The sequence below is a fragment of the Vibrio sp. T3Y01 genome (assembly GCF_013114525.1).
GTDB lineage: Bacteria > Pseudomonadota > Gammaproteobacteria > Enterobacterales > Vibrionaceae > Vibrio > Vibrio chagasii_B.
This window is the reverse complement of record NZ_VTXJ01000002.1, coordinates 282,972-298,479: the sequence shown is the minus strand read 5'-3', so window position 1 is coordinate 298,479 and position 15,508 is coordinate 282,972. Positions and strand designations below refer to the sequence as shown.

The 15,508-nt window shown below is 44.7% G+C and carries 16 protein-coding genes; 13 read left to right on the top strand and 3 right to left on the bottom strand.

The features are described 5' to 3' along the window. Positions 1–239 precede the first annotated feature (239 nt). The 3 genes from F0232_RS03855 to norW all read left to right on the top strand — a co-directional run bounded on the left by F0232_RS03855 (position 240) and on the right by norW (position 3,833). Positions 240–896, top strand: coding sequence for an NAD(P)H-dependent oxidoreductase (locus tag F0232_RS03855; protein WP_061032906.1), 657 nt, complete (start codon positions 240–242; stop codon positions 894–896). A 266-nt stretch (positions 897–1,162) separates the two neighbouring features. Next, a complete protein-coding gene (gene norV, locus F0232_RS03850) occupies positions 1,163–2,662 on the top strand; it encodes an anaerobic nitric oxide reductase flavorubredoxin (protein WP_105058687.1) in 1,500 nt (499 codons plus the stop codon). 1 nt (position 2,663) lies between these two features. Further along, complete coding sequence (gene norW, locus F0232_RS03845; RefSeq protein ID WP_105058686.1) at positions 2,664–3,833, top strand: NADH:flavorubredoxin reductase NorW; 1,170 nt, start codon at positions 2,664–2,666, stop codon at positions 3,831–3,833. 99 nt (positions 3,834–3,932) lie between these two features. Here the strand turns inward: norW and gltS are convergent, their stop codons facing one another. Both gltS and F0232_RS03835 read right to left on the bottom strand, forming a co-directional pair. Further along, on the bottom strand, positions 3,933–5,159 hold the full coding sequence (gene gltS / locus F0232_RS03840; protein ID WP_061032903.1) for a sodium/glutamate symporter: 1,227 nt from the start codon (positions 5,157–5,159) through the stop codon (positions 3,933–3,935). Positions 5,160–5,474: 315 nt separating this feature from the next. Further along, positions 5,475–5,831 (bottom strand): YibL family ribosome-associated protein, encoded by a 357-nt coding sequence (locus F0232_RS03835; RefSeq protein WP_061032902.1) that lies wholly within the window; start codon positions 5,829–5,831, stop codon positions 5,475–5,477. A gap of 193 nt (positions 5,832–6,024) precedes the next feature. Here F0232_RS03835 and F0232_RS03830 point away from each other — a divergent pair, with 193 nt between their 5' ends. Continuing rightward, positions 6,025–6,834 carry a DUF4344 domain-containing metallopeptidase gene (locus F0232_RS03830; protein ID WP_105058685.1) on the top strand — a complete coding sequence of 270 codons (810 nt, stop codon included), beginning with the start codon at positions 6,025–6,027 and terminating at the stop codon, positions 6,832–6,834. 106 nt (positions 6,835–6,940) lie between these two features. On the opposite strand, the gene F0232_RS03825 is transcribed toward F0232_RS03830, so the two are convergent. Further along, the gene (locus F0232_RS03825) at positions 6,941–7,327 is read right to left on the bottom strand and encodes a tautomerase family protein (protein ID WP_105058684.1); all 387 of its coding nucleotides are present in this window, start codon (positions 7,325–7,327) and stop codon (positions 6,941–6,943) included. A gap of 287 nt (positions 7,328–7,614) precedes the next feature. On the opposite strand from F0232_RS03825, the gene F0232_RS03820 reads away from it, so the two are divergent. The 9 genes from F0232_RS03820 (at position 7,615) to F0232_RS03780 (ending at position 15,424) form a co-directional block, all read left to right on the top strand. After that, the gene (locus F0232_RS03820; RefSeq protein ID WP_105058683.1) at positions 7,615–8,235 is read left to right on the top strand and encodes an LON peptidase substrate-binding domain-containing protein; all 621 of its coding nucleotides are present in this window, start codon (positions 7,615–7,617) and stop codon (positions 8,233–8,235) included. A gap of 110 nt (positions 8,236–8,345) precedes the next feature. Beyond that, positions 8,346–8,993, top strand: coding sequence for a sigma-70 family RNA polymerase sigma factor (locus tag F0232_RS03815; protein ID WP_061032899.1), 648 nt, complete (start codon positions 8,346–8,348; stop codon positions 8,991–8,993). Further along, the gene (locus F0232_RS03810; protein ID WP_061032898.1) at positions 8,986–9,666 is read left to right on the top strand and encodes a ChrR family anti-sigma-E factor; all 681 of its coding nucleotides are present in this window, start codon (positions 8,986–8,988) and stop codon (positions 9,664–9,666) included. Before F0232_RS03815 ends, F0232_RS03810 begins: the two co-directional genes overlap by 8 nt. Positions 9,667–9,810: 144 nt before the next feature. After that, entirely contained in the window at positions 9,811–10,758 is a 948-nt protein-coding gene (locus F0232_RS03805) for a DUF1722 domain-containing protein (RefSeq protein ID WP_061032897.1), read from the top strand. Beyond that, entirely contained in the window at positions 10,755–12,170 is a 1,416-nt protein-coding gene (phrB, locus tag F0232_RS03800; protein WP_061032896.1) for a deoxyribodipyrimidine photo-lyase, read from the top strand. Before F0232_RS03805 ends, phrB begins: the two co-directional genes overlap by 4 nt. Before the next feature lie 14 nt (positions 12,171–12,184). After that, a complete protein-coding gene (locus F0232_RS03795; protein ID WP_004736993.1) occupies positions 12,185–12,616 on the top strand; it encodes a nuclear transport factor 2 family protein in 432 nt (143 codons plus the stop codon). Beyond that, on the top strand, positions 12,616–13,347 hold the full coding sequence (locus F0232_RS03790) for an SDR family NAD(P)-dependent oxidoreductase (protein WP_105058682.1): 732 nt from the start codon (positions 12,616–12,618) through the stop codon (positions 13,345–13,347). The genes F0232_RS03795 and F0232_RS03790 overlap by 1 nt, the downstream gene beginning before the upstream one ends. Positions 13,348–13,349: 2 nt before the next feature. Beyond that, positions 13,350–14,621, top strand: a complete 1,272-nt coding sequence (locus F0232_RS03785; RefSeq protein WP_105058681.1) for an NAD(P)/FAD-dependent oxidoreductase — start codon at positions 13,350–13,352, stop codon at positions 14,619–14,621. Then, positions 14,618–15,424 carry a DUF1365 domain-containing protein gene (locus F0232_RS03780; protein ID WP_061032893.1) on the top strand — a complete coding sequence of 269 codons (807 nt, stop codon included), beginning with the start codon at positions 14,618–14,620 and terminating at the stop codon, positions 15,422–15,424. The genes F0232_RS03785 and F0232_RS03780 overlap by 4 nt, the downstream gene beginning before the upstream one ends. Positions 15,425–15,508 lie beyond the last annotated feature (84 nt).

The following is a 15,508-nucleotide window of genomic DNA, read 5'->3' as shown; positions in this document are numbered from 1 at the left end:
TATGGACATTATTTACCATAGTGATTTGATATGTTCGCTATTTTTCCCAAGTCATTCTTCTATTATCTTACCTCCATCGACTTGAGCTACCGCAGATACTCGATTAATTGGGGCATGTTCGATAACTATTTAGACGTTCAATCTATTGAGATTCGTTTAAATGCGTTATCTGTTTATTGTTGACGTTACCGAACATAACACCCTACGACATTTATTATTAATAGATATTAGGATTCAACATGACTCATCCAATCATTACTGATCTAAACACTCGTTACACAGCTAAAAAATACGATGCAGAAAAACGCATCTCTGCGGAAGACATGGAAGTAATCAAAGAAGCACTTCGTTTGTCAGCTTCTTCTATCAACTCTCAGCCTTGGAAATTCATCATCATTGAGAGCGACGAAGCAAAACAGCGCTTCCACAATACTTTCGAGAACATGTTCCAGTTTAACCAGCCACATGCGAAAGAAGCGTCACACACAATCCTGTTTGCTCACGATCCTAAATACACTAAAGAGAAATTCGCGAAACGCGCAGATACAGAAGTAAGCTCTGGTCACCTACCAGCTGAAATGTACGAGCAATTCCTAGGTGCTTACGCATTCGCAGAAATGAACACAGACGAAACAGGTTTCAACGGTAACTGGACTAAGTCTCAAGTTTACATCGCACTGGGTAACACACTGCACACACTAGCTCGTCTAGGCATCGCTTCAACGCCTATGGAAGGCGTAGACGCTGCTATGATCGGCGAAGAGTTTGCTGAAGAACTAGAAGGTCACGTTGTTGATGTAGCACTAGCTATCGGCTACCACAAAGACGGCGAAGACTACAACCACGGTAAACCAAAAGCGCGTCTAGCTCTTGATGAAGTCGTGACTACGCTTTAAAAACTAACAAATTAAATTGCACTGCTTTATTTGGCCAGACTTTCGTCTGGCCTTTTTTATGCGCGCCTTTTAGCGATTAATCTGCATTTGATTAACCACAGTGTTAAATAGACTCTTTAATTTCATATTGATTACAGGAGCAATAATGTCATAAAGACACAATATCAAACTCAAAAACCAAACAAGCGCATTAAAAACAACAACTTAAAAATATGGCACAACTAGTGCAATGATGACCTTAGATATTAAAATAAGGTACTATCATTATGACTATTCACGTTAAATCAAATGTTCACTGGGTTGGCATTCACGACTGGGAAACCGAGTACTTCCACGGTAAGGAATACCACATGAATAAAGGTACCAGTTATAACTCATACCTGATCCGTGAAGAGAAAACGGTGCTTGTAGATACCGTTGATCACCGCTTTACGGAACAATTCCTTGCAAACCTTGAGATGGAAATCGACATCAACGACATCGACTACATCATTTGTCAGCATGCCGAAGAAGACCACTCAGGTGCCCTTGCCGCGCTACTTGCTAAGATCCCTAATACGCCTGTCTACTGTACAGAAGCGGGTGTGAACTCGATTGTCGGCCATCATCACCAGCCAGACTGGAACTTCAGAACGGTAAAAACTGGCGACACACTGGATATCGGTAATGGTAAGCAACTTATCTTTGTTGAGATGAAAATGCTGCACTGGCCAGACTCAATGGCCACCTACCTGACTGGCGATGAAATCCTATTCAGTAATGATGCATTCGGTCAACACTACTGTGATGAGAGCCTATTTAACGACCAGCTAGACCAAGTTGAACTGCACGAACAATGTCTGCGTTACTTCTCGAACATCCTGACGCCGTTTGCACCACTAGTGAAAGCTAAGATCGAAGAAGTATTGAGTTTAGGTGTACCGATCGATGTTATCGCCACTTCTCATGGCTGTATTTGGCGCGACAACGCCACCCAGATCGTAGAGCAATACTACGAATGGTCGAAAGCCTACAAAGAAGACCGAATCACGATTGTGTACGACACCATGTCGAACAACACTCGCATGATGGCCGATGCCATTGCGAAAGGGATTCGTAAAGGCAGCCCAGAAACAGCCATTAAAGTGTTCAACGTTTCAAAGCACGATAAAAACGACATCCTAGCTAATATCTTCCGCTCAAAGGGCGTGCTCGTTGGCTCATCAACCATGAACAACGTAATGATGCCGCAGATCGCAGCCTTGCTTGAAGAGATACACGGATTACGCTTTGCAGAAAAAAGAGCCGCAGCCTTCGGGTCTTCAGGTTGGACAGGTGGCGCAGTAAAACGCATCGATGCGCGCCTACGAGAAGCCAATTTCGAAGTCAGTGCACCACAACACATCCACTGGAAACCAGACACAGATGCCCTTCGTCAGTGCATCGATTACGGCATGACACTGGCTGAGGTTTGGCGCGCCGATGAAACCGAGGTTAGCCAACCTAAGCAAGTGGAGCGCAACGTTCAGCCCATAGAATCAGCACCAACAATCTCCCCAACAGAGCTAAAAGACACAGCAGAACAGAACCTAGAACAAACGCAAGATAAGCCTGTCCACAGTGCAGACTGCACATGCTGGCGTTGCACGGTTTGTGAATGGGTATACGACCCACAATTAGGTGAACCGTACCAAGGTGTTGAACCAGGGACACCTTGGGCAAAAGTACCTGATGACTTCCTTTGCCCTGAGTGCCATTTAGGCAAAGAAGTATTTGTGGAGAAGTAACATGTCGAACATTGTGATTGTGGGTGGCGGTTTCGCTGCCCTACAAACTATAAAGATGGTACGTAAACTCGACCAAGATATCGCGATCACCATGATCACGGCAGATTCGGGGGTTGAGTACAGTAAGCCAAATCTTTCGCATGCGTTTAGTCAGGCGCAAACGCCAGAGACACTCTCAATGCATAACGCTCAACAGTTGGCTGAGCAGTACAACTTGGTTATCAAGACCAAAGCACTGGTCAGAGAAATCGATATTGAGCAACAATGTGTTCATGTCGGCGATGACACCATTCACTATTCGAAGTTGGTATTAGCAACGGGAGCAACACCATTTATTCCACCAGCAAAAGGGCTAAAACACGATGCGACAATTACGCTCAATAGTCTGGAGGAGTTTGAAAAGCACAAAGCGAAGATCGATGATGCTCATCGTGTCACTGTGATTGGTGGCGGCCTAATCGGAGTCGAGCTTGCCTTTGACCTTCAAGTCGCAGGAAAAGATGTCACGATCATCGAGCCTGCCAGCTATCTATTGAGCAGTTTAGTGCCGCCTTTCGTTTCTCTAGAATTGGAGCAAGTGTTACGAAAAGCAGGTGTGACCGTTGAAACAGACTCTGCCGTTTGTCGAGCGACTTACCTCGAAGAGGATATAAGGTTACAAACCACCTCTTCTCGATTGTTACGAACGGATGCAGTGATTGCAGCTGCAGGGCTGAAACCGAACACGACATTGGCGACACAAGCCGGAGTCACCGTCAACAAGGGGATCGTTGTCGACCAAACCATGAAAACCAGTGCTAACAATGTGTATGCGATTGGTGATTGCGCCGAAATTGAAGGGCGTATCATGGCTTATCTCCAGCCCGCGATCTTGTCTGCTAATGTGTTGGCAAAGCAGCTCATTACGAGTGATGACATGCCCGAGGAAGCTGGCATCAAACTCAAGTTGCCTCATATCATTACAAAGGTGAAGACCCCAAGCTACCCGATTCAGCTTGCAGGCCGAGATCTGCACACAGCTCAAAGCTGGGAGACTCGCTTTGACCCGAAAGGCATTATCGCAAAAGGCTTCAATGTAGATAATCAATTGGTTGGATTTATCGTCACCGGAGAGCACACTAAAGCTGCATTCTCACTGCTCAAAGAGCTACAGACAAGCTCACCCGCTTAATCTCAATAGCTCAAGCTCAATAACATAAGCGGCGTCCTACAAAACGAAAAAAGCCAGTCAATAGACTGGCTTTTTTATGCGTTAAGCGAGGTGTTCACATTAACCGATAAACGAGATGTAACCTTGCAGGATAATCAGGTTAACGATATCAATGAAGAATGCGCCGACGATTGGCACCACCATGAACGCCTGTGGTGATGGACCGAATCGGTTCACCAAAGAGCCCATGTTCATTACCGCTGTAGGTGTTGCGCCTAGGCCGAAACCACAGTGACCGCCCGACATAACAGCTGCATCGTAGTTTGAACCCATCACTTTAAACGTCACAAAGTAAGAGAACAGACCAAGCACCACTGCTTGAACACTCAAGATCACCAAGAATGGGATCGCAAGGTCGAAGATGTTCCACAGTTTCAGGCTCATTAACGCCATCGCTAAGAATAGAGACAATGACACAGTACCCAAAATATCAACGGTTTCGCTGTCGGTTTTATGCAGCTTCGTCACTTCAAAAACGTTCGTGATGAACACACCGATAAACAGAGCATAAACAAAGTCAGGAATCATCAACCAAGAAATTTCAAAGGTTGATACCCACTCTTCAAGATATCTTGCACCCGTAATACAGATAAGAAGAATGAACAAAACTTCAATTACCTTCTTGGCTGTCACTTTATCTTCTTCGTACTCGTTATAAGTCACCAGTTCAGGGAAGCGCTCGTGCGTTTGTGTGCCCGTGCCGTACTCTGATTCAAGATTGTTTTTGTCGATCAGTTTTTGCGCTACAGGGCTACCAATGATACCGCCAATGATCAAACCAAAGGTTGCCGAAGCCATCGCGATTTCTAGTGTATTGGCAATGCCGTAGGTATCAGCAAAGGTTTGCGACCAAGCCGCTCCTGTACCGTGACCACCAGACAGCGTAATAGAACCTGCGATCAAACCCATTAGTGGCTCTAGGCCAAGCGTCGTTGCCAGCGTCACACCCACTCCATTCTGGATAATGATGTAAACGGAAGCGACCGCTAAGAACAAAAAGACCTTTGCGCCGCCTTTTATTAGCTGAGTGTAGTTAGCCGCAAGGCCTACAGTCGCGAAGAACATCAACATGAATGTGTTCTGCAAAGGCAAGGAGAACTCAAGATCAACGCCGTTAAAGTGCAGGGCTGTAATAGCAAAAGCGACAATCAAGCCACCAACAATGGGCTCTGGGATATTGTACTTTTTGAGAATCGGTAGCTTTGCGTTTACAAAATGACCTAGAAACAAAACGCTGATCGCGATTAAGAAAGATTCTAGTGGCCCTATTGAAATTAATTGATTCATATAACCTCTATTGTTTTACGTTCTCATCTTCCCTAATGAGTCTAGTTTTATCTGTAAATATTTGTGTTGCTCTGCCTATATTTGTGCAAATTGGTGAGAAATTGTGGATTAGAAAACCAAACACACTAGCGTGTCAGCTGAATGTCATGTTAGCAACAAGTTAACTTTAGTAGGAGATGAATGGTTTTGTGACCAGAATCAACACCTATCCATTTACCTCACCGCTAATGCGATCGCCGATTTAACCCTTTCTATATGCCTAAAAAAGCAAAAAGGAGCTATTACTAGCTCCTCTTTTATTACCATCGCTGGTAATTAGAATTTTTTCGGGGCATAACCCGTCATAACCTCAATGCGAAGCTCTTTACCAATCTTCGTCATTGGGTGAACAACGACTAATCCTTTTACAGACTTTTTCAGTTTACCCATATCCGCTTGCTCAGCTTTAGTAATTTCGCGGCTAAATGGCATATCAAGCAACGACTTACGTTCTTGATTCACATCGTAGCTTTGTTTGTGCTTAAGCTGGGCAATCTTCTTTGTTAGCTTTTTGATTTCTTCTTCAAATTGACGAACAACAGGACGATCATTACGAGCTTTAGCAGCCGCTAACTTATGGCGACACTTGTCTAAACGGTTGTTAATTTGTTGAAGTTCGTTTTTAGCACTCATAATAATTTCCTAAGATTAAGCAAGCCAATTCGGATTGGGGCGCGGAGTATAGCACAAGGGTTTACGTGAACCGAAATTTATCTTAAAAATCACCAATGGGATGAAATCTAACCTAAACTGTCTATCAATCCACCTTCAGTCGCTCGCGAATCAATCTGGAGCTGAACATTCAAACAAATCACAAGGACCCGCGATGACACACCTGAAACGAGCACTGATCTATAGCCTAGCCATTGGCTCAATGTTTGCCACAACTTATGCGTCCAGTGAAGCATCCAATGACAATACACTGACTAACAACCTAATCGTTGAATATGCAACGCCTCAAACTGATGAAGAAAGGCAGATTAAGGAAGAGATAGAGCTCAGCGGTGTCAATGACACGGTGATTGACCTATCGAATCAGCTATTCATGTTCAAGCAGCCCTTGGTCATTCAATACGGTGGCGATGATGGTCCACTCTACGATCCACAAACCCATCAGGTACTCATCCCATACGGTTTCTACGCTGAATCACTCAATTACTTTGAAAAGAACCAATATGAAAAAGAGTACGGAAAATCGGCACAAACTGGAGCTGTCGATACCTTGCTGCACACCCTACTTCACGAAGCAGGGCATGCTTATATCGAAGACCAAAAGATTGCCATCTTGGGCAAAGAGGAAGATGCGGTCGACAACCTAGCAACCATCCTGCTGCTGAACTATGTGGAACACGGTGCCGATGCCGCGATAAGCGCTGCCGACATGTTTGCCTTCGAATCAGAAGACCGCCCTGAGTATTACGATTTGGGTGAATACATCGATGAGCACAGCTTCGACCTACAGCGCTACTTCTCAACCTTATGCTTGGTATATGGCAGCGACCCTGAGGCCTACAAAAACTTACTTGATGAAGTAGAAAACGACTACCTGAAAGATAGAAAGGAGTTTTGCGTAGAGCATTTTGATGTCATCAACGCGAATTGGCATCGATATTTAAAAGAGAGCGACGATAATTAACAGCTTCGCTATCACAGTTCAGAGCTTTACCCACTCAACAGCGGCTTCAAACTTTAAAGCCGCTGAATGTTGTTTGGGGAACGCAAAATGAGACGTCAGACAAAACCTAGACGTTCACTTTGTACTTCAGATCTTGTGCTTCATCGCCAGTCATCCCTCGGAAACCCCAACAATGTGAAGGCTGCTCTTTGATGGTGATTTCAATATCGATCGGAGAGATAGAGAGCTGCTTTTCAATCTCAGAAAAGATCTTCTTAATTAAGCACTTTTTGGTGTTAACAGCGCGTCCTTCCATCATGTTGATCTCAATAACGGTGTAGGCCTGCGTTCGCCCTTCTGGATAAAAGAAATCATCCCGCTCTAGTGGCACAAAACGGTGTGCACGCTTGTCGTCTGGTAAACCCATCTCACTGTTTAAGCACTGCTGTAAAACATTAGAGAGTTGTAGCTTAATCGGATTTAGGCACTCTTTGATACCGTAAATAACAATCATGACCAGTCCTTTGATGTGATGTTGGGTTAAGAAGGAAGCTAAAAATAAGCAGCACTCTGCTAATTTGGTTCGCTTACTATTTACTCACATACTACCTAATGACATCGACTAGAGAAGAGACAAGCAATGAATTTATGAACAAGTGCAACAAAAAACATATCCTTCTATTGCAGCTGGGTTGCCAAACAACTTCGATTAATAAACAACCACCTTCTAACCTAGATTGATCGAACCTCTCAAACAGTCCGTATACCCTCCTAAATCATCTTTGAACTAAGGAGTGCTATGTGCCGAATTCAACTGGGAAGATCACGCGGACAGAAGCCAAACCAGACAAACCCGTAGAGTCTTCTCTAGAGCTTGCTGTGTTCCCCCTACCCATCTTTCTTTTGCCAGGAGGGAGACAAAGGCTAAGAATCTTCGAACAAAAATATCTCACCATGGTGGCGCACGCTGCCAGAGGCGAAGGTTTTATCATCGCGACGCAAGACAACACAAAGTCCGAACATCTTAGTACGTGGGGAACCAAGGTAACGATTGTCGATTTCAATATGTCGGATGATCAGTTGTTGGAGATCGACGTTGAAGGGCAAAACTTGGTGCAGTTGCACTCCTCACATCGCCAAAGCGACGGCCTGATTAAAAGCCAATTCCATGATTTACCCCATTGGCCAGCGCTCGACTATGATGTGCCCAATGTCTTTACTGCATTTCTCGTACAGTTGTTCCGTGACCACGACTCAATCAGAACGCTCTACCCGACCCCAGATTTTGATAGCCCGCAGTGGATTTGTGCGCGATTGCTCGAGATGATGCCAATCCCGTTAGAAAAGAAATCAGAATTTACAGAACCTGCGAGTTTTCCTTCACTAGTTCCTTTTTTGAATCAAATCATTACGGGGCAGTGAACACTTTTTTTCACTATAATTCTGTATAGTAAAAATTAATTCAAACAAAAGTGATCCCTACTTATGCTGTGCACGTAGTGCCAAACAAATTCGCATGATGGTTACTGACTATGCAAGTGGAAAGCAGAAGTAAAGGGAAGGGTAAGGAGCATGTCATCATTCCCGACAACAAATTACCGAGTGAAAACAAGGTACCTACAGAGCTCTCAAGCTGGTTGATTTCAGTGGGAGAAAAACGAGACAAGCAGGCATTCACCTGTTTGTTCAAGTTTTTCGCACCCAAAATCAAACGTTTTGGAATCAGCAAACTTGGTGGCGAAGCCGCTGCTAATGAATTGGTTCAAGACACCATGACCAATGTTTGGAAGAAAGCGCACCTTTACAACGAAGACAAAGGCGCTGCGACCACTTGGGTCTACACCGTAATGCGAAATGCAGCCTTCGACATGTTACGCAAGGTCAAAGCAAAAGCAGAGCAAACGATAGCCGACGATATTTGGCCGATAGACGCTATGGTAGCGGAATCTCAAAATGAAGATTTGCCGTTTGGTGATCATTTAATGAGTCGCCACGTCATGACGCAAATCGAGAAGCTACCTCTTGCTCAGAAAACCATAGTAAAAGGCGTTTATTTTCAAGAGCTCTCTCAGGAGCAACTCGCCCAACAACTCGGTGTCCCGCTTGGAACCGTGAAATCTCGTCTAAGACTCGCTCTAGCCAAACTTAAGGTTCACATGGGGGAACAAAGCCATGATTAAACATCACCCAAACGAAGCAATATTGAAAGACTTTGTTGATGGCACACTTGCCGACTCTGTGTCCTTAATCGTGTCTAGTCACGTAGAGCTATGCGAGCACTGCCAAGAGCAAGTGAGACAACTGACAGCTGAAGCAGCGACTAACGTATTTGACGAGCAACAAGCCGCTTCAAATGACGTTACGAATAGTTTCTTAGATGACGATATCGACTTTGACTTCGATGCGGTTGAGCAAATTACTGCTGACTTGTCTCAGGCGGTGGAAGTTGAACCCAAAGTAGAACAAGTTACCGTGTCTGACACCACGTTCACTATCCCTCGTGCTTTGAATTCAATCGCAAGAAAAGATTGGATGAATCTTGGCAAGATTTCTCGCGCACGACTCGATTTTGAGGACGATGCTCACCACACAAGTCTTTTGCACATAGACAAAGATGGTCAGGTGCCTTGCCACACTCACAAAGGCTTCGAGATAACACTGTTGCTTGAGGGTAGTTTCGAAGATGAGATGGGTGTCTACAACAAAGGCGATTTCATCTGGTTAGACGGCAACCATACCCACCAACCTGAAACAAAAGAGGGGTGTGTATGTTTGACAGTGTCAAGTGATGCCTTGTACTTCACTAAAGGGGTAAGCCAATTGTTTAACCCGTTAGGTAAGTACATTTACTAGTTTAAAATGATTTACCGAGTAGATCACAAGATGCACAGCGTTGGCTAGGTAGAAAAGTAACAACCGGACTAAAGTAATCTGGTATAAGCAATAAATCACATAATATAAAAACAATAATGAGCAATGAGCGTAAGGAATTGACCAATGGATAAAAAAATAAAAATAGGCATTAGTGCATGTGTCGCCGGTCATAAAGTACGGTTCGATACTGGTCACAAGCGTTCTCGCTTCTGCACGGAAGATCTTGCAGACTATGTTGAACTAGAACCAGTATGCCCTGAGATGGCTGTTGGATTGCCAACGCCGCGCCCAACTATTCGTCAGACACGGATGTTAGACGATATCATTCACGTTTCCCGCCCAGACGGGTCAGGTGACGTAACTCAAGAACTGATCGAGTTCGGACAAAGTTACTCAAAGAACAACCAGCATATAGCTGGTTTCATTGTTTGCCAGAAGAGTCCAACTTGCGGCATGGAGCGCGTTAAGGTGTATCACCACCATGGCCGCGGCTCTGAATCCACAGGTATTGGTATGTTCACGAAGCAGGTTATGGAAGGCAACCCGTTGCTGCCTGTGGAAGAGAATGGTCGTTTGAACGATCCGATTTTGCGCGAAAACTTCATGACTCGTGTGTTCACATACCAGAAGTGGCTAGACCTAGTAGATGAAGGAATTACTAAACACAAGCTTATCCAGTTCCATAGCGCCCACAAGTATCTAGTAATGTGCCATCACGTTGAGGGCTATAAAAGCCTTGGTAAATTACTAGCTGGCAATGAGCTAGAGATAAATGAGCTTGCAGATAAGTATATCGAAGGACTGATGACGGCATTATCGCACCATGCAAACCGTGGTACGCACGCCAACACGCTTCAACACCTTCAAGGTTACTTTAAGAAGCAGCTCAGCAGTGCTCACAAGCAAGAGTTATCTAACCAGATTGCTTCTTTCAGAGAGGGCGTGATTCCGTTGTTAGTGCCACTCACACTGATCAATCATTACTTGATGGAATACCCAAATGAGTACCTGCAGTCACAGGTTTACTTAAACCCTCACCCGCAAGAACTTAAATTGAGATACGGATATTGAGCGATATTCTATGGATAAGACGAGACCTGCGTATTCACGATAACCCAGCCCTCGTCTCAGCAATCGAAAACGGCGTTTCAATCGCCGTTTTTATTTCAACACCACAAAAGTGGCATCAGCATCACCTTGCTCCGATTAAAGCAGACTTTATCTTCCGTCATTTAAAGCAACTGGAAGCTGAACTCGCCGACTTGGGCATAACCCTGCTGCACCTCAAAGCGACCGATTTTGATGATCAAGCCAAGCAGTTGACCGAGCTGTACCAACAACTCGGTTCTCAGGTTGTTTTCGCCAATTCAGAGCCAGAGGTCGATGAACAAGCTCGTGACCAACAACTGATATCGAGCGGTATAAACCTTCAGGTCAGCGACTGTGACGTAATGCTGCCATTAGGCAGTGTGCTCAACCAGCAAGGTGAGATGTTCAAGGTTTTCACGCCATTTAAAAACGCTTGGTTAAAAGAAGTGCAAGCAAAAGGCATTCAATGCAGCCCTACTGCGGCGCCTTCTAAAGCAAGCCCTAACACTCAATTGCCTGAAGCTCTGGCAGGGTTTAAGCTCGTCAGTGACTATGACTTCGACTTTCCGCGTGTCAACTCAAGCCGTTGGCCACTAAGCCAAGACGTACTTGGCAATGTGATACCTAACTTTCTAGCCAACAAGGTCAACGACTACGCTCACCTGAGAGACATACCTTCAGTAAAAGGGACTTCAGGCTTATCGCCTTACTTAGCGATTGGTGCGGTAAGCCCAAGATGGTTAGCCATTCAGCTCATCCAACAGCAACCCGATTTACTGTTTGATACCCAACTGCCCGCTTTTTCTTGGCTCAACGAGTTAATTTGGCGAGATTTTTATAAGCACTTGATGTTCCACCATCCTAAACTGGTTAAAGGGGCTAACTTCCAGCAGAAATACAATGGCTTAGATTGGTATAAAGATCATCCGAGCTTCAAAGCTTGGTGTGAAGGAAAAACGGGGTATCCATTGGTTGATGCGGCCATGCGTCAACTGGTCGAAACCGGCTGGATGCACAACAGGCTAAGAATGGTAGTCGCTAGCTTTCTAACTAAACACTTGTTGATTGACTGGCGTTGGGGTGAGCGCTTCTTTATGGATCACCTAATTGACGGTGATTTTAGTGCTAACAATGGTGGCTGGCAGTGGGCTTCAAGTACCGGCTGTGATGCACAACCTTACTTCCGAATCTTCAATCCGATCACCCAGAGTGAAAAGTTTGATCCGAAAGGAATTTTTATCCGTAAGTACATACCAGAGCTGCAAAATATTCCGGACAAGCATGTGCATTTCCCACATGATTACATAGCAAAAAACGGAATAAACAGTGAATACTGGCAACCCATCGTTGAACATAAAGAAGCACGATTGAGAGCCTTAGCCTTTTTCAAATAATTAGAGTGAATATTATGGATAACTCTCTATGGCTTGATAACTTTCTCAACATGTATCGAGAGCTCGGAACGGACAATTTCGACGTGCTAAAGACGGTTTATCACCCTAATATCGAATTCCAAGACCCGCTGCATCATGTCAGCGGGATTGCAGCGCTAACTCACTACTTCGACAACATTTACACCCAAGTGACTAGCTGTAACTTTCACATCGAGCACACGTTTGAAGTCAACGGAGAAGCATCGGTATATTGGACAATGCACTTTGTACACAAGCAACTTAATGGGCAGAAGCCTATTGAGGTGCAAGGCCACAGCCACCTAAAAATGCTCGATGATCAAGTGATTTACCATAGAGACTATCTCGATGTCGGCTCTATGTTGTATGAACATATTCCGGTATTAGGCTGCGCCATCAAATCCATCAAGAAAAGAGCGAGCCGATAATGCATATTATGATAACAGGCGCGACCTCAGGTATCGGCCAATCACTCGCTCTCGATTATGCCCAGCAAGGACATCACGTCATTGCTTGTGGTCGTAGCCAAGAGAAGTTACAGGCTCTAGTCGATTCGCACGAAAGTGACATCACGGAGTCGACGATCACACCACTGTGCTTTGATTTGACGGATTTCCACAATTTCCCAGAGCTTGACCAAGACAAACCTCTCGACCTGCTGATACTCAATGCGGGTGACTGTGAATACATCGATGATCCAGTCAACTTTGATGCAGAGCTTTTTGAGCGCGTCATCAACATTAACTTAATCTCTATTGGTTACGCTCTAAAGTCTTGGTTGAAAAACATCAAACCCGGAGGACGCTTGGTTTTAGTTAGCTCAAGCGCTAGCTTTTTGCCTCTTCCACGAGCTGAGGCCTATGGCGCTTCAAAAGCGGCACTCACTTACTTAGGCAGAACACTTTCGGTTGATCTCGCCAAGCACAATATTCATGTCACAATTGTGCACCCTGGCTTCGTTGAAACGCCATTAACCGAGCGAAATACCTTCGCTATGCCTATGATTATTAGTAGTGAGGCCGCAACTCAACGAATAGTTAATGGAATTGCTCAAGGAAAGAGCGAAATCGATTTCCCTAGACGATTCATCATGTTGATGAAGCTATTAAGAATGCTTCCAACTTCAGTTTGGCAAAAACTCGCTTCAAGGATGGTATAACAATGAAGAAAATCGCCATTATTGGTTCAGGCATTTCTGGACTCACTTGCGCGCACATATTAGACAAACACCACGACGTAACCGTATTCGAGAAAAACGACTACGTTGGGGGACATACCGCCACCGTTGATATTGAACATCAAGGCTCGGCGTTCTCGATTGATACTGGCTTCATCGTGTTCAACGATCGAACCTACCCAAACTTCAATCAACTACTCGAACAGTTGGGTGTAGAGAAGCAACCAACAGAAATGAGCTTCAGTGTACACAACACAACCACTCAGTTTGAATACAATGGTCACAGCATTAACTCGCTGTTCGCGCAGAGGAGCAATATCTTCAAGCCGCAGTTCTGGTCATTAATCTCTGACATTCTGAAATTCAACAAGTTGTGTAAGGCTCAATTCGAAAGCAATGTGTTTACACCTGACGTTACCCTTGGCAGTTTCCTCCGTGATAACCAATTTTCAGACTTCTTTAGCCAACACTACATCCTACCGATGGGTGCCGCTATTTGGTCAACAAGCCTTGAAGAGATGGAAGAGTTCGAACTTAAGTTCTTCATTCAGTTCTTCTACAACCACGGCCTGCTAGATATTGCTAATCGCCCTCAATGGTATGTGATTCCAAAAGGTTCTCGCTCTTATGTTGAGATCATCCTTTCTCGCCTAAGCAAGCCGGTGGCATTGAACACATCGATTCAGCAAGTCACTCGTCATGAAACAGGTGTGACTATCGAATTTAAAGACGGTGCAACAAAGCACTTTGATGAAGTGATTTTCGCCTGCCATTCAGACCAAACGTTAGCACTGTTAGGCGATGCAACGCCTGAGGAGAAAGAGGTATTAGGTGAAATACCTTACAGCCGCAATGAAGTGGTTCTTCATACCGATACCAGCTTGCTACCAGACAGAAAACTGGCGTGGGCAAGTTGGAACTACATGCTGGATGGTAATAGTAAGCGACCAGCTTGTGTCACTTACAACATGAATATTCTGCAGGGAATAGAGAGCAAAGACACTTTCTGCGTGACCTTAAACCAGAGTGAAGCCATCGCTCCAGAAAAGATCATTCGAAGCTTTGTGTATCACCACCCAGTATTGAACTCCAACACAGTCAATGCACAACAACAGCGTGACCGCATTTGCGGTAAACAGAATACGCATTTCGCAGGCGCGTATTGGTACAACGGGTTCCACGAAGATGGCGTGCATAGCGCATTGGATGTGACCAAGCGCTTTGGTCTGGATCTCAGCACGAGCTCAGCACAATGAACACCGAGACCCTAGCATCCAACACAGAAATAGCATCTGAACAGAGTGAAGAGTTCAGCGGTATCTATTGGGGAAACGTCAGACATCGCCGCTTTGGTGATATCCCTCATGAGTTCAGCTACCAGCTCTACATGATGGGGCTAGATCTCGATGAGCTGCCTAAGACCACTGAGCGAAGTGCGCTGTTTGGGACTCGCTGGTACAACCCGATTCGCTTTGTCGAATCGGATTATCTTGCTGAAAAAGAAGAAAATACAATTAGCGATGAACCTAAATCTCTAAAACAACGTATAGCATCCAAAGTACAAAAACTTGGTGGCGATTGGTCTGATGAAAACCGAGTAACAATGCTTGCTCAATGTCGATGTTTAGGTGTTTACTTTAGTCCAATCAACTGCTTTTTCTGTTACGACGAAGCAGACGAGTGTCGATATATGTTGGCCGAGGTTAGCAACACACCTTGGCGAGAGAGGCACTATTATCTGATCGATATGCGCCAAGAGTTGAAAGTTAAAAAAGATTTTCACGTTTCGCCGTTCATGGATTTAAACATGACCTATTTTTGGAAAATTAAGCCACCAGCGAAACGAACGCTTGTTCACATCGAAAGCCGCAGAAGCGAACGAATATTCGATGCGACACTAGCGCTGACTAAACAGTCAGTAACGAAAACAAACATTAGACGAACGGTTTTTAAGATCCCGGCAATGACGGTGAAAGTTGTGATGGGGATTTATTATCAGGCTCTTAAGTTATTCCTGAAAAAAGTACCGTTTGTGGCGCATCCGGACTCAACACCTTAAGCGCCAAAACCAATATTCGATTATGTTGTGAGTGTGCTCAAATCAACGAATGCCACCCAACTTAGTTGGCAAAAAAGTCAGAAT

Bases quoted from the DNA above. Each gene is read 5' to 3' on its own strand.
- F0232_RS03795 (WP_004736993.1), top strand. From the start codon at position 12,185: ATGGATAACTCTCTATGGCTTGATAACTTTCTCAACATGTATCGAGAG.
- F0232_RS03855 (WP_061032906.1), top strand. From the start codon at position 240: ATGACTCATCCAATCATTACTGATCTAAACACTCGTTACACAGCTAAA.
- F0232_RS03790 (WP_105058682.1), top strand. From the start codon at position 12,616: ATGCATATTATGATAACAGGCGCGACCTCAGGTATCGGCCAATCACTC.
- F0232_RS03815 (WP_061032899.1), top strand. From the start codon at position 8,346: ATGCAAGTGGAAAGCAGAAGTAAAGGGAAGGGTAAGGAGCATGTCATC.
- norV (WP_105058687.1), top strand. From the start codon at position 1,163: ATGACTATTCACGTTAAATCAAATGTTCACTGGGTTGGCATTCACGAC.
- F0232_RS03810 (WP_061032898.1), top strand. From the start codon at position 8,986: ATGATTAAACATCACCCAAACGAAGCAATATTGAAAGACTTTGTTGAT.
- F0232_RS03785 (WP_105058681.1), top strand. From the start codon at position 13,350: ATGAAGAAAATCGCCATTATTGGTTCAGGCATTTCTGGACTCACTTGC.
- gltS (WP_061032903.1), bottom strand. From the start codon at position 5,159: ATGAATCAATTAATTTCAATAGGGCCACTAGAATCTTTCTTAATCGCG.
- F0232_RS03835 (WP_061032902.1), bottom strand. From the start codon at position 5,831: ATGAGTGCTAAAAACGAACTTCAACAAATTAACAACCGTTTAGACAAG.
- F0232_RS03780 (WP_061032893.1), top strand. From the start codon at position 14,618: ATGAACACCGAGACCCTAGCATCCAACACAGAAATAGCATCTGAACAG.
- F0232_RS03805 (WP_061032897.1), top strand. From the start codon at position 9,811: ATGGATAAAAAAATAAAAATAGGCATTAGTGCATGTGTCGCCGGTCAT.
- F0232_RS03830 (WP_105058685.1), top strand. From the start codon at position 6,025: ATGACACACCTGAAACGAGCACTGATCTATAGCCTAGCCATTGGCTCA.
- norW (WP_105058686.1), top strand. From the start codon at position 2,664: ATGTCGAACATTGTGATTGTGGGTGGCGGTTTCGCTGCCCTACAAACT.
- F0232_RS03825 (WP_105058684.1), bottom strand. From the start codon at position 7,327: ATGATTGTTATTTACGGTATCAAAGAGTGCCTAAATCCGATTAAGCTA.